At 61.8% G+C, this 14,880-nt stretch carries 6 protein-coding genes; 4 read left to right on the top strand and 2 right to left on the bottom strand.

All coding sequences use genetic code 11. The annotated features are described in order from the left end of the window. The first annotated feature begins 9 nt into the window (after positions 1-9). Positions 10-4,323 carry an NACHT domain-containing protein gene (locus HMI57_RS00860; RefSeq protein ID WP_171584013.1) on the top strand — a complete coding sequence of 1,438 codons (4,314 nt, stop codon included), beginning with the start codon at positions 10-12 and terminating at the stop codon, positions 4,321-4,323. A 256-nt stretch (positions 4,324-4,579) separates the two neighbouring features. Here the strand turns inward: HMI57_RS00860 and HMI57_RS00865 are convergent, their stop codons facing one another. Further along, positions 4,580-5,869: a hypothetical protein gene (locus HMI57_RS00865; RefSeq protein ID WP_171584014.1), complete on the bottom strand. Its 1,290-nt coding sequence runs from the start codon at positions 5,867-5,869 to the stop codon at positions 4,580-4,582. 719 nt (positions 5,870-6,588) lie between these two features. Here HMI57_RS00865 and HMI57_RS00870 point away from each other — a divergent pair. Both HMI57_RS00870 and HMI57_RS00875 read left to right on the top strand, forming a co-directional pair. Continuing rightward, on the top strand, positions 6,589-11,541 hold the full coding sequence (locus HMI57_RS00870; protein ID WP_216607030.1) for a hypothetical protein: 4,953 nt from the start codon (positions 6,589-6,591) through the stop codon (positions 11,539-11,541). Positions 11,542-11,749: 208 nt separating this feature from the next. Continuing rightward, complete coding sequence (locus HMI57_RS00875) at positions 11,750-12,562, top strand: aldo/keto reductase (protein WP_171584015.1); 813 nt, start codon at positions 11,750-11,752, stop codon at positions 12,560-12,562. Positions 12,563-12,656: 94 nt separating this feature from the next. Here the strand turns inward: HMI57_RS00875 and HMI57_RS00880 are convergent, their stop codons facing one another. After that, positions 12,657-13,250 carry a hypothetical protein gene (locus tag HMI57_RS00880; protein ID WP_171584016.1) on the bottom strand — a complete coding sequence of 198 codons (594 nt, stop codon included), beginning with the start codon at positions 13,248-13,250 and terminating at the stop codon, positions 12,657-12,659. Between the two features lie 109 nt (positions 13,251-13,359). On the opposite strand from HMI57_RS00880, the gene HMI57_RS00885 reads away from it, so the two are divergent. Then, on the top strand, positions 13,360-14,826 hold the full coding sequence (locus tag HMI57_RS00885) for a glycosyltransferase (protein ID WP_171584017.1): 1,467 nt from the start codon (positions 13,360-13,362) through the stop codon (positions 14,824-14,826). Positions 14,827-14,880 lie beyond the last annotated feature (54 nt).

Below are 14,880 nucleotides of genomic sequence, written 5' to 3' on the forward strand. Positions count from 1 at the left end.
GCGTCCCTGATGACTGAGCTCGACTGGAGCCGGTTCGAGAGTCTTCCGGGTGACCAAGCGGCGAACTTCGAGCTTTTGTGGCGTGGTGCAGTGCGCCACTCCTACGGCAAGCACGGGACGTTTCAAGCGCGCGCACAACAACCTGGCGTCGAGTTCCATCTCAAGCTCGATAGGGACTGCCCGCTCGGAGATGCCGGTCAACATTTCGGCTGGCAGACCAAGTGGTGGCCGCTGCATCAGGCGGGTCGCTCCATCGGCGCAACACGGAAGAGCGACGTAAAAGATTCGCTCGACAAGACGGAGACACATCTGGCCGGACTCACCGACTGGGTTCTGTGTACGCGCCGTCCGCTCGCACCGATAGACGAAACTTGGTGGGCCAGTCTGAGTACACCCTTCAAGCTCGAGCACCAGGTCGCAGAGGACCTAGCCAACCTCCTCACCGGCGAGGCCGAACTGTTCCGCCAGACGTACTTCGGAGATTTGGTCCTCACCCCGGACCGTCTGGAGATGCTCGCGAACCTTGCCCTCGCCGACGTGCGGGAGAGATGGTTCCCAGAAGTGCATCAGACCGTCCCGGCCGAGAGGACGCTTCGGCGCATACTCGCGGAACCAGATGCGTGGGAACATCTCGAAGTCGTTGGGTCCGAGATCACCACTCTCTCGGCGATTATCGAGAAGGACGTTCACGCCGCTCCCCTCAAGGCATCAGTTCAGGCAGAGCTGGACGCGCTCTTAAATTCTGCCGACACCATCCGGCAGCTCCTCGTAGATGCCCACGAACACCTCACCCCAGGTGGTGACCACACGTGGCGGGAGTTAGGAGAAGCGACCGTTCCGGACGCCCCGGCCTCGACACCCCCGGTCCTGCGAAAACTTCGCGCAGCCAACCATCCAGCGGCGCTCCCTTGCGCCAACCTCGTTTTCCACACCCGAGAGGCCGCTACCTTGGCGAAGAGCGTCTTTAGCGAGCTCGCGGTCCGGTGCGTGGTGGTCACCGGCGACGCCGGCTACGGAAAGACCCAGCTTGCGGCGAAGCTCTCAATCCCCATCGAGTCACGACCGGCCGGAGTACTGCTCTTCGGACGACAACTGCGGAGCCGAGACGATTTCGACGACCTCGCCCAACGAGTCTCGGTCAACGGGAAGAAGGTCGAGACCTTCGAAGCACTGCTGGCAGCCGTCGATGCGGCTGCCGCGCGCGCTCAATGCCGCCTGCCCATCGTCATCGACGGGCTCAACGAGGCCGAGGACCCAACCGACTGGAAGCCGCTACTCGAGCGCGCGCAGGTTCTGCTCGCGGACTACCCATCGGTGCTCCTCGTTTGCACCCTCCGGTCGGCGTTTGTTGACCGGGCGATTCCCTCGTCACTGACCCGCTCTGTGGATCTCGACGGATTCGGCGAGGACATTGACCAGGCGGTCGAGAAGTACTTCGACCACTTCAATATTGACGTTGGCGGCGTTGACCTCCCCCTCGAGCGCTTCGATCACCCGATTACGTTGCGGATCTTCTGCTCGGTTACGAACCCGACGAGAGAGCATCCCGTTCAACTCGTTGGCCGTGCTCCGTCCCTCAACGCGATGTTCGACGGGTACATGGCCGACGCTGCAAACCGGATCGAAACTCTCGCCAACTCTCGTATCCGATCCACTGATGTTCACAATGCCCTGTGGGCGCTCGGGGTCGAGATGTGGAACACCAACTCCCGCGAGGTCAGCGAGACTCGCGCAAAGGAAATCTTCGGTGACACCAACCGGCTTTGGGACGACAGCATCCTCAATGCCCTCCAGGGAGAGGGCGTTCTCATCCGGCAAACAGCACAGGAGATCGATGAAGACTCCGCTGCTCCGGGCAACTCTGAGGCGGTAGACAACCGAGAAGGGCTGGTCGTGACGGTCGTCTACGACCTCCTCGCCGGCCATATCGTTGCTTCGGGCATGGCAGCGACCAGCGGCGCGACGTTCGCGACTTCGCTCAGCACCCCCAAGGTCGAAGTCAAGTTCAGCGGCGAGGTTGCTGGAGTCCACCCTCTGGCGGTGGACATCTTCGACGCACTTGTCTTCGTGCTGCCCCAACGCGGCCTGGGTCATCTCTGGGAGCATGTACGAGCCACCCTGCTCGACGCTGCACTTCTCCGAACGACCGAGCTCGCGCCGGAGGAGGTCAGCGCTGGCACCGTGGTGGCCTGGGAGCAGAATCTTCCGACCCTGTCGAAGCAGCCGAGCTTTTGGCCCCGGCTCAGGTCCGTCCGTGCCGTTCCGCTCCACCCGCTCAACGCGAACTTCACCGACAAGGTGCTCCGGTCGCTGAGCATCACCAACCGTGACCTCACCTGGACCGAGTGGCTCCGCAGCTCGGTCCAGCCGCACCTGCGTCATGACGCTGGAACAGATTCACGAGCGATGGAAGACCTCCGGTCATGGACGGCCCGTTGGCGAGAGACCGACGAACGAACCGAGGCTGATGCACTGAGGGCGTGCTGGTTCATGTGGATGCTTACCAGCACGGTGCGGGATCTGCGCGATGCCTCGACCGCTGCCCTGTACTGGTACGGCCGAGGGGATGCCGCCTCGCTTTTCGAATTGGCGGCGGGCGCTTTGGAGATCAACGACCCTTACGTCGGCGAACGAGCCACCGCAGCTGCGTACGGTGTGACCACAGCGCACCAGCAACCGGACGCCGAGTTCGGCAACCACCTGGGCACCTACCTCGAGAACCTCGTCAATGTCACCACCGGAAACAAAGCCATTGCTCCCACCTACCACTGGCTCATTCGGTACTACATCGCCGGGACAGTCGAGTTCGGGCGGATCCACTATCCGGCCGTGGTCCCGGCCGGCGCTGTAGACGGCATCGAGTTCTCCGAAGGCCATCTCCCCGATCCCCTCCACCAAGGTGACGAACGGCGCGAGGAAGTCGAACGCACCATCCACATGGACTTCGGGAACTACACGCTCGGGCGGCTCTTCCCCGACCGGGCGAACTACGATTACGAGCACGAGGGACACCGCGATGCGACCGACCAGGTCCTGGGCGTCATTCATGACCTCGGTTGGCGCAAGAGCGAGTTCTCTTCCGTCGATCAGACTCTCGGGCACCAGGACCGAGACAGGAATCCCGGCCGCGTTGATAGGTACGGAAAGAAGTACAGCTGGATCGGGCTACAGTTACTGACCGGCATGATGAACGCACGCGGTGACCGTGTCTACGGGCTGGAGGTCGATATCGACCCGACGTTTCCGCAGATCTCGCCATCCTTGCCGCTCTTGGTCCCCACTTGGGTACGACCCGCACCGGCAGGCGACCGCGACTGGCTCATCAAAGGGATCGTGAAGGTACCGGACGACCTCATGTACACCGAGACGCTAGCGGGGAACGAAGGGCCATGGGTCCTCGTCCACGCCGAACTTGACGTGAAGGACGATCAGACGGGCCGCGGCGGGTACGGCCTGTTCAACACCATTGTGCTCGCCCCGGCCGACATCGAGGCGTTTATGACGTGGTGGTCGGAGAAGGACCACCCCGGCCGAGACCTCATCGAACTCCCCATGGCGCATTACCTCTTTGCTGGCGAGATCCCATGGCACACCCGGATGGTTACCTCGGGCGACGACATCGCAGGCACTGGCAAACGTCCCGTCGCCCGGGAGGATGACGACGGATGGGTGAACCCTCACGACAGCGAGGACCCGTACATCGATCACATTCGAGTGAATCTGCTAGCCGCTGGGGAGGCGGAAGTCAGCCACGGGATGCCGGCCGACGAGCTCCTTGAGGTTGTCGATGACGAGCCGAAGGATGTCGCAGAAGGGGGGGAGTTCGACTTTCCCGAAGACTTCGAGGCCAAAACGACTGCCCACCGCGGCACGATCCCACCGTACGAGGAACTGGCGTTCGAGTCGATAGCCCACACGTTTGCGTGGGAGGGGCACAACAGCTCGGAGAACGAGGCCTTCGCGTACGTGCCGAGTCAACGGCTCTCACTGCACTCGGGGTTGCGTTCGGTCGCTGCTGGCTTCGACCAAGTCGATGGGGACGGTCGCCTTGCCGCGATGAGCTTCACAGCGCCCCCGGGTTTCAACGGGCACCTTCTGTACGTCCGCGAAGATATCGTTAAGGCCTACGCTGGTGACAGGGCAGTCGTCACGTTCGGTTGGGGCGAGCGGCAGATCCACGCCGCGTGGTCCGAGGAGATCCCTGAACCGCTGTTGAGGGTCTATCGCGCTCACAGGAACGTCTGGCGTAGTCATCGGATTGTCGCCGAGGGGCAGCGGGGAGCGTCCAGATGCAGTCAAGAGGGCGACGAGCGGACCAAGTAGCCGGATTGTATCGGTCAAGACGACCCTATCGCTATTTACGGCTGGTTTGGTTCCGATCCGTCCCCTCTCGACCCTCTCAATGAGCGGGTCGATTAGAGGTGCTTCGGATACGGAACGTGGAGGAATTTCGTTTTAATGTCTAATTGCGCGTAATCTCGCGCATTTTTGAGGGCGGTTTAACACAAAATAAATGAGTCAAACTGCCCCTTGTGTCATGTCTGTGTCAAACATCGGCGTTGATCGCTGGCTGAAGGCGTCAGAGGAAATAGTCTTTAGCGTCCGGCCAGTGCTCTTCCCAGTCCTTGTTCTTGGGATGGCTAGACAGCCACTGGCGGATATTGATCAGAGCTTCATTTACGTCTCGGAGCAGATCCATCTGCTTCCGAACCAGAGTGTGATCAGTTAGGTTTGTCCGAACGGCGTGTGCTGGCGCTTGGCGTGCTGTCCTCACCGCCTTTAGAGGTTTCACCGCCCACTCTGCTTGTTCCTGGGTCACATGATTCATGGTCATTAGTTCTAGAAACCGTATGTTAGTTCCAAACGGATGCTGACTCGTGTCGTTTTTCTTTGGAACACCCGCTGCGTCAAAAGCCGAATGCATAAAGTTCTCGGACAAAACTTTGTCAAGCTGGTGAACAAAATGATCCCACTCCCGTTGGTCTGATCTAAGAGTCCAACCAAGATCTTCGGGCAATTCAGTGGTCCTGAGTAGCGGTTGCCCCCAAATACGCTCGAAGAGTTCATTGAGATAACCCAGTTCCTGGGATAGTCGAGCGAAGGGGCCCATTCCGTCTGGCCAGTGTCCCATCTGAGATCCGTACCATACTGGATGCGGCTCCACACCCTCAGCCGGCACCTGATAACTTGCCCAGCGCAGCTGATGGTCAGGGGTGAGATCATCGAGATCTCCGTAGAATGCAACGACACGTCGAATAATCTGGGTCTTGGAGTCTTGGAGTCTTGGAGTCTTGGAGTCTTGTTGCTTCGCCTCGCGGAAATCATAAGCAAATCCCAAGTGTAGGAGACTCACCTTGTCCTTCTCTGGTTCTTCGTCATCCTCATAGGCCTCATCGGAGATGCCCAAGTTGATACCAAAATCGCTCATGTCGAAGCGGTAGCGTGCATCGTTTCTATAAGTCTCGAGGACGTCGGCGCTAAAGTACGCGGGCTGCAACGTTGCTTTGCCTCGTGCCATCGCAGTCAGGAACGGAGCGTTTTCGAAGCGTTCCGGGAGGGGTCCATGCTTCATCGCAAGTTCGGTCGGATAGAGGCAGACTCCATAGTCATTTGGATCTAGCTCCGTGAGTTCATCGATTTGTGCTTGAACTGTCCGCCTGGAATGCCACGGCCGAATGTGGATGTTGAGGAAGTCCTGACTGCTGACTACCTCGACTAAACCAGCTTCAAGTAATTCGATTGAGGCGGTGATGATCTGCGGAACGACAAACTCGCCGAACAGGTGAAGCCCGTTAAAATCGGATTCTAGGTACTTTTGGCGAACCTTGTTGAGCAATTCGCTTGCAATCTCGCTTAGCTGGCTCTCCAACGTGCCTCCACTTATTCTTCTATGCAGCTTCAAGGCACATCATAGCCATTTCTCGAACCGGTGGGTGCTGCCGAGGTTCTGCACCGCGCGCTGGACATGGGACGTACCACGCGTATGACGAGTGAAGATTTTAAAGCCCTACGAAAGGCACTCGTGGATGCGGCGCCTGAGGAAGACCGTTCATGGGTCAAGGGCACGATCCGCAATGATCCAACGCTGCGTGAGTGTCTGCATAGTCCTTGATGGAGTGCCGGAAGCTGAAGCCATACGCAATTTGGTGCCCAATGTGGAGATAGTGGCTGGGACTGCAGCAAAGGCACGTAATGACCTCGAACTCCAATACTGATATACGCCATGCGGCCAACAGGCTGCTAAAGGGGTAACAACACGGGCGTCCACTGATCCGTCTCCATGATTTACATGGAAAACGACTACTAAACGGTGTGGTGGAATATAAACTTGACGCGTGATTCGAAGTTGAGCCTGAACTGCGAGCTGGCTCTACGCTAGCCCGCGGGTAGCGAGCTGCAGTACAGATAATGCCGGGACACGGTTACCTAGGGGAATATGTGAACGTTCCGTGCGAGAAGAAAGCCACTGAAGAACCGTTGGGGAAGATCTGTCGACCCGGCGACGCGGTGGCGGGGCCAGGCCAACCCATCGGGGGCGCGTACAAGGCGGGGCGAGGCTCGAGTCCGTACTCGACTGGTGGCGGTGGTGTGACCTTCGCGCAGCTCGTGGCCTCCGTGTACTTAACCAGCATGCTGACCCGTGGCCGCCGACGGGAGGGCTCAAACCTGCATGTTCGGACGGTGGGGTTCCAGAATGGGCCGGAGCACCCGGTCGATGACCTCCTCATTACGTGTGGCGACAGCACCAGTGAGGTGACGCTTGCGGTGGCGTGCAGGGCGACTCCGAACTTTGTCAACAGCGACGACGAGACGGTGAAGCTAGTTAAGTCGTTGCTTGCGGAGGTCGAGAAGTTCGACTCCGACGCGCATCAGGTTGCCGTGGCCACTGCAGGTTGGACCGCCCAGTGGAAGGACCTGGCGAAGCTGTGCGACATCGCACGCGCGCACGCGAACCCGGCGTTGTTCAAGAAGTCGATGGAGGTTGACCGCCGTTGGACGAAGCAAGTGCGAGGCAGGTTCGACCAGTTTCAGACGATGGTCTCGACAGCATTGAAGGGTGCAGTCGCGGCCGACGAGGTCTTGCGACTGACGTGGCGGCTGCTCGGTCGTCTGCATGTGCTTGGTTTTGCGGTTCAGTCTCCCGACGAGAGCGACCGGACGGCTGTGGCGACCGCATTGGACGGCGTTGCTGACTCGTCGACTAACGGGGTCACTCTCCGGGACCGGCTCGAGAGCTTGGTGGCGACGTACGACAACACCGGCGGCGTGGTCGACCTGAACTTGCTGCGTCGCGACCTGCACTCCCTGCTTGACGCGGCCGCGACTCGGACTCGGCACGCGTGGCAGGTGCTCGCCGAACACCGTGAAGTGTCGACTATTGCTGTGCGGGCATCCATCGGGGACGGCACTGTCGGCGGGCCGGTGCACGTCTCTTTCGCCGACTGTCGCAGCCGTCTGGCTAAATCACTCCTGGATGCGGGCTCGAGAGGCACCGCGCTGCTGGTTTCAGGAGAGTCCGGTATCGGCAAGAGCGCGCTTACGCTCTCGGCGGTCAAAGAACTGGAGGCAGCAAACGCGGTTGGTTTCGAGGCAGTAGTGCTGAATTTCCGGGGCATGCCGCAGTCAAGCCTGGACCTACACGGACTGCTCGGCATGTCACTTAAGGATGTGCTCTCGGAGCTATCAGCAGCGTCTCGGTTGCTGGTCATCGACGCCGCTGACGCCGCGCTCGAACGTTCTGTCGGGCTGCTGAGTGACCTGGTGCTGGCGGCGAGGACAGCTGGCGTTGGTGTCGTCGCGGTTTCCTCCGATGTTGCGTCGGATTTTGTGAAAGAGCAGCTGACAACCGCGTTCGCCACCGTCGCCCCGTTCAAGATGGACCCGCTGGGCGATGAGGACGTCGCTTTCGTCGCGGACGCGTTCCCACTGCTGCGTCCTATACTGCAGAACCTTCCTGCCAAGTCGCTGCTGCGTCGTCCGGTTGTTCTCGACCTGCTGACCCGCACCGGCGTCGCACCTGCGGGTACGTTGGGGGAGTGGGAGTGTCTGGATCTGATCTGGTCCAAAGTTGTTCGCCGTGATGGGCGTCCAAACGCCGGATCGGCCGAGGCGCGGGCACAGACGCTTCTCGCGCTCGCGGCTGCTGCGATGCAGTTGCCGCCTGACGCGCGTCCCGCCGCCAGCGTCGACGCCGCCGCGACCGACGCGTTGCGTAAAGACCATCTACTAGCCCCGCCGAACCCCTACCGGGCCGAGCCGGAGTTCGCACACGACGAGGTTCGCCGGTACGCGACCGCCATCCTGCTTGTCCGGGCAGCGAGTCAGACTGACCTGTTGGAGGCATCGCCGGTGCCGCGGCTGGCGATGTCCGCAGCAACTCTCGCCTGCAAGGGGGCGCTTAACGCGCCAGGCGTAGATCCGAAGGCAACGTTCCTCGGCGTGCTCTTTCAATACAAGGCGTTCGCTGCGGTGCACGGTGCCCGCTGGGCCGACGTCCCTGTCGAGGCAGTGCTCGAGACGCCGGCCGCATACGCTTGCTTGAAGACGGCCCTCGATGACACTACGGCGGGACTCGTCCTGGCTGACGTGGTTCGCGTCGTCCAGCAGCGTCACAAGTTTGGCGGTTTGCTCACCCTGGGTGTCGCTGGCGAGGTAGTGCGCATTCTGCTGGACGAGGATGAGCCGTGGGATGTGTCGAAGGAATCGTTCGAGCTACTCGCGGACTGGTTGACCGCCTTAGTGCTGGCCGAGGCGCCTGCGAAGAACCCGCTGCGCATCGCGCTACGCGAACGGCTGCTGAGCTACTGGAAGTCGTTCCCGCCTCCCGCGAGCAAGACGGTGAGCGCGAGGAGTGCGACCGCTGGCTTCCCACCAAGACGTCAGAAGCGACGAGACCTCGACTACCTCCAGACCACGGAAGAGTTCGTTGAGACAATGGCGCTCCTCGGCGCAGACATCGACGACGACATCGAAAAGTGCCTGCGAGCCATCGCCGATGACGCCCCTGCAGCCCTCGCGCCGGCAGCGGACTCCCCGGTCAGCGCCCGCGCTGTTGCACAACGTGACCCGGAGCTGCTCGCCGAGTTGATGGAGGCCTACTATATCGATGACAACCACAGCTGGCACCGCGACGAGGGTGTTCGACGGCATCAGGGACGCTGGACCGGGAACGGTGTTCCGTTCTTCATGTTCTACTTCGGTGGCTTCTGGCAGCTGTTTCACCGTGCGTCGCTGAGTACCCAGGGGCGGGTCTTAAACAACATCCTGAACAGCGGCGCAAACGCGAGAGTCAGGACGTTGGCTCGGCTCGACGCGCCGGGTCGGTTCCTACTGCCCGTTGACGAGAACAGAAGCTCCATCGACGACGCCGGGACTGGCGCTGACGAAGAGGGTGGCTGGGGGGCCGTCCTTAACCTCGACGGGGCCCCGCGGCTCTACGCCGGCGACAGTCACGTATGGTCCTGGTACCGCGGCACCTCCGTTGGCCCGTACTCGGCCATGAGCGGGCTGCAGGCGATGGAGCGCGCCGCCGACACTTGGATCACACAAGGCGCTTCACCTCGCCTTGTCGTCGAGTTGCTGCTGAAAGGCTGCGACAACCTCGCGGTCCCGGGGCTGCTGTTCGGTCTTCTGGTTCGGCACCTGGAGAAGGTCGATGACGAACTCGACTCCTTCCTCGCCGAGCCGCTGGTATGGGAACTCGAGTTCAGCCGCACGACCAAGGAGCACTCCGGTCTCGCTGCACGAACCGAAGGCCTCGAGAACCTTGACCGGCGTCAATGGACTCCGCGCGAAGTGGCCGCGATGCTCCTCACACGAGGCGGTCCCGAACGGGCCGCACGGTTGAAGAAGGTTGGCGAGAAGCTCATTGAGAACGGTGACCGGATCGGCATCAGCCAGGAACTGACGAGGAACTGGGCAGCCAGCCTTGACGCTGAGCGCTATAAGGTCACCCCTGTTGCCGAGGGCCTGCGCGTCGAGGTCGAACCGCCAGCTGAACTCGTCGCAGCCCAAGAGGCGCATGCCGCCTACCAGGCACTCGTTGGGACCAGCCTCCGGTTGCAGAATCGGTACTGGGGGTCGCTCAAGTACGGCGACACCTATGTTGCACCGTCATCTGAGGAAATCTTGGCCGACCTGGTTGCCGGCCGTAAACTGCTCGACACAGACGCGGACATGCTGCCGAACCAGCCTGAAGACGCTGTCGCGCATGTCATCCGTGCGGCCGTCGAACGGGCAGTCGCAGGCGACCTCACCGCACTCGGCGATGAAGCGGGGTTTGCCACCGAGTTCGTCCTCACGGTTGCGTCCTCGTTCCGCGACGCTGCAGACCAGCGCGAAGAAGGGTCCTTCTTCGACCTCGGCGCAGACCGAGCCGTGGCCCAGATTCTGCCCGCCTACCTGACCGAACAACTCGCCGAGCCGCTGAAGTCAGTCGGCGGCAACCTCGCCAAGGTCGCAGACGCCGGCTTGGGGATGGCGGGCAGAGCATCCCTAGAGACCCGGCTGTTCCTCGCTCGCGGATGCGACGTCGTCTGGGCTGCACCGTGCGCCGGTGAACCGTGCGTTCACCGGATCGTGCTCGACTGGCTCCTGGAGACTGCCCGTGGCGCCGAGATTGGGCCCTGGGATGAGCGCGGCCACGGCCGCGAACGCGTCCGCATTGACGGGGACGTGGCCGAACGCCTCAATGCGCTCCCGGGAGACTCGGTCGATATCACCGGGCTCGATGCAGCTATCCGAGGTCTCGGTGCCGCAGCGTCAACCAACCATTGCTGCACCGAGGTAGCGGTCGCGGTGCTCGCGACTTTCCTCGACGTCGAGGCCAAGGCCATGGTTGTCCACGAGGAGAAGGGCTGGACTGCGGACGATCGCGGCAGTCACACGCTCGTGGCCGCTCGAGCGCTCCTTCAGGGATTCGCGAACAACGGCAACGTCGAGCCAGTGCTCGGCCACCTCGACGTCCTGCGTGCCGACTCCGGGTTGCTGTCGAATTTTCTTCACGGTCTTGCGGCTGCTGGTGCCGAGAACGAGGTCCTCGCGTCGGCGGCGCGAGGTCTGTGGCCATCAGTCGTGCGCCACGCTCTCGGCTACCGGAACGACGAGGACAGTCCGTACAAAGACCGTTCTTGGGGCAGCTGGTCCGCGAATGCGCTCCTTCCCGCACCGCTCACCTGGAGCCAGGGCATTTACAACGAATGCATCGGCGCGCCTCTCGACTGGGTCCGCGCCGATGACCTCCTCGATCTCATCGACGACTGGCTACCCGTCGCCCGCGGCGACCGCATGTGTGTTGACGGGCTCATTGGACTCCTCCGCCGGCTACCCGTCGAGGTCCAGGTTCGTCGAGGTCTCGCGTGGGTCTCCGACGTGTGCATCCAAGACGGCGCCGTGACCGTTGACCAATCGCGGAACACCAACGATTGGCTCAAGGAAGTTCGAAGTTCTGCGGAGGAACTCAAGCTTCTGGATGAGTGGCAGATGCTCGTCGACTCCCTGGTTGTCGCCGGTAACAAAGGTCTCGCTCCGTACAGCCGGTAGGGCACGTCGCGGGGCGCGGACGTGGTCACGCATCTCGATTATTCAGGGCTGAACAGGACTCGGCGGCAGACTAGGCAGCCATAGGGCGTCTCATAGGTTATTCGGTTACTGAACGTGGTCGAATTTAGGTTTAACGTTTAGTCTGATCTGCTTATGTGCGTTTCCATCACACCTCGCTAGTTGATGGCCCTGGTTGTAGCGTTGGCGAGTGATTACTTTTCCGGATGGCACTGTGGTTCCTGCTCTGGGTCAGGGAACGTGGAACCTGGGTGACTCTCCTGCCAGCCGGAGCGCTGAGATCCGGGCGCTGCGCACAGGTATTGATCTGGGTCTGACCGTGATCGATACCGCCGAAATGTACGGTAATGGGCGCAGTGAGGACCTTGTCGAAGAAGCCATCAGGGGTAGGCGCGATGAGGTTTTCCTGGTCAGCAAGGTCCTACCCTCGAACGCCTCCGCATCAGGAACGATCAAGGCCTGTCATGCAAGCCTGGGCCGTCTGGGCACTGACTGCCTGGATCTGTACCTCCTGCATTGGCGGGGGAGATTCCCGTTCGAGGAGACCGTCGCAGCGTTCGAGTCCCTGATCGAAGAGGGCTCGATCCGTGCGTGGGGTGTGAGTAACCTCGACACCGACGAGCTCCGGGGTTTGCCTGAGGGATGCCAGACTGATCAGGTGCTGTACAACCTGACCCGTCGCGGTCCGGAGTTCGACCTGATGCCATGGTCCGCTTCGACGAAGATGCCCGTGATGGCCTATTCGCCCGTGGAGCAGGGACGATTACTCGGTAACCCGGATCTGACACAGATCGCAAGCGAGCTGGGCGCGACGCCTGCGCAGGTCGCACTGGCGTGGACGATGCGCACCGGCAGCGTGCTCGCGATCCCGAAGGCTTCGACCGCCGAGCATGTGCTCGAGAACGCCGCCGCCCGCGACCTCCACCTCAGCAACACCGATCTTGAGCGCCTCGATCGCGCCTTCCCGCCGCCGACACACCCAGAACCCCTCGAAATGCTCTGATACACGTTGGCTTCGGAATCACCGCCAACCCGGCCGCTGGATGCTGGGGGTCATGGAGTTCCGCTTCAACGTCTAAGCGAGTCCGGGTCCGGTCTCAGCTTTCCGACAGGCGCTCGGTCAACTCATCAATGAAGCTTTGAGCGTCGGCTCGCGCCGGATCGTCGGCAGGTGCGCGCTTGATAGCTCCCTGGAGGACTTTGGCAGCCTGAGCCTCGTCTCCTTTGCTGTCAGCGAGGACGACGGCGTTCTGAACCGCTTCGCCCAACCGGCTGAACTCGGATGGGGATGTCTCAGCGACCCCATGACGGAAGAAGCGAAGCCAGTTGCCAGCCGGGTCGATAAGGCTGAATCCACTCAGTCCGTCGGCGTTCTTGCGGGCGCGCGGGCGGGTGATCCGAGGGAAGCCCTTGATCGGCAGTTTCCCGTACGCCTCGCGGAGTCCTGCTGCGAACTCCTCCCAGATGGGCCCGGTGTCATCGACGATGACGAGGCAGGAGCTATGCGAGGATTCTGGCGTGTGACCCTTCAGTCCGTAGTACTGCAGGTCGAACCCATGACCATGAAGGCCGAGGGCCGGGTTCGGTCGAAGCTGGCGGTAGGTGGTGCGGAAGCCCAGGGCAGCAAAAAAGGGTTCGATGTCGTCGATGTCAGCACAGGGCAACAAGGGGATCGTGCGGGGGTAAGACACGTCTGCACTCTACGCGGGTGCGAGTCGACGATCCAGGGTTGCAGAAGGATCGCGGTTGGCCCGATCGGGAAACAGGCCACAGAGTAAGGACGACTGCTAGCCTCTCCTCATGCGTAAGTCGTCGGCACGTGGACAGACCACCGAAGCCGGTGAGCGCGTCCTGATCCTCTCCGCGGGGGTTGGAGCAGGTCATAACAGTGCGGCGGCGGCAGTGCAGCAGGCGTGTGCGGGGCGAACCGACATCGCCGAGGTCCAGGTGCTGGACGTGTTGCAGGTGAGCAGCGTGCTGTACCGGGCATTATTGGGAAAGGGCTACTTCGTACTGGTCGAAGGCTTGCCCTGGTTGGTCGAGTGGGGTTACGACATGACTGACCCGCCGTTCAGGCGCCGCGGCCCGATCGACCCGTGGACACGAGCGAACGCTGCCCCGGTGATCGGTGCCATTAAACGATTCCGGCCGACGGCAATTGTGTGCACGCATTTCCTTCCGGCCCAGTTGCTGGCCATGCTGCTCCTGCGTGGCGTGACTGATGCCCGAACGGCTGTTGTCACCACTGACTACGACTTTCAGGGCCTCTGGCTCACAGGAGCATTCCATTCGCTGTTCGTGGCCCGGGAAGAGGCAAGGGTGGAGTTGATGGCACTCGGCCTTCCCTCCGATCGCGTGGCAGCCACGGGCATCCCGATTACCCAACACGTCACTGACCCATCGACCCTCACACGCGGTACCGACCGGCCCCCGAGGCTGCTGATCTCTGCTGGTGCGAGCGGCGGGGATTACGCTGTCTCGGTGGTGCGGCAGACGATGCACATGCGCTCGCCGTTCACTGCCACGATTGTCTGCGGACGCAATGATGCGCTGCGGCAACGCATCGAGCAGGTGGTCGCGCCGGCAGGGGATCGCTACCGCGTGCTCGGTTTTACTGAAGAGATGCCGCAGCTGCTTCGCGGTGCCGACCTTTTCATTGGCAAACCGGGTGGGCTGACCGCGTCGGAGTGCATGGCAGCAGGGTTGCCGATGGTGCTGGTGAACCCCATTCCCGGACAGGAAGTTCGTAACGGAGATTACCTGATGGAGCAAGGGGCAGCCGTTCGTTGCAACACCGGTGCAACGATCGGCTGGAAGATCGATGAAGTGCTGCGAGAGCCCGGTCGCCTGCAGCGGATGCAGGCGGCGGCGCAAAGAGCGGGTCGCCCTGACGCTGCGGCGGACGTGCTGACCGGTCTGCTGGATGGGCCGAAACGTCCGTTGGTCGTCACCCGCGCGGCGCAGAAAACGATTTTAGCCACGAGTGAGAAGCGCCTGGTTGCAACCGATCTGACGGGGCCATCCGCTTTGGTTCGCCTCGTTGACTCAGTGGCCGGAAGCACGGTCGCGCTGCTGCGGTCTCAGGAACGGGATGATCTTGAGCAGCGATACTCTACTGGGCGCGGAGATCTGGTGCTGCGCCGCAGCAAGGCGCCAGCCTGGCCGCAGCGGGAGGAACAGCGCCTGCTCCGCGCCGTTCTACGGGGTGACAAAGAGTTGCCTGTCCGCGTCGAAGCGCTGTCCGGTCGGTCGTCATCCAGGGAATGAGCGCAAACTACCCGGACGCACTGACGCACCAAAGAACCAGATGCAGATTGCCCG

It is taken from the genome of Arthrobacter sp. 260 (assembly GCF_013116745.1).
Taxonomy (GTDB): Bacteria; Actinomycetota; Actinomycetes; order Actinomycetales; family Micrococcaceae; genus Arthrobacter_D.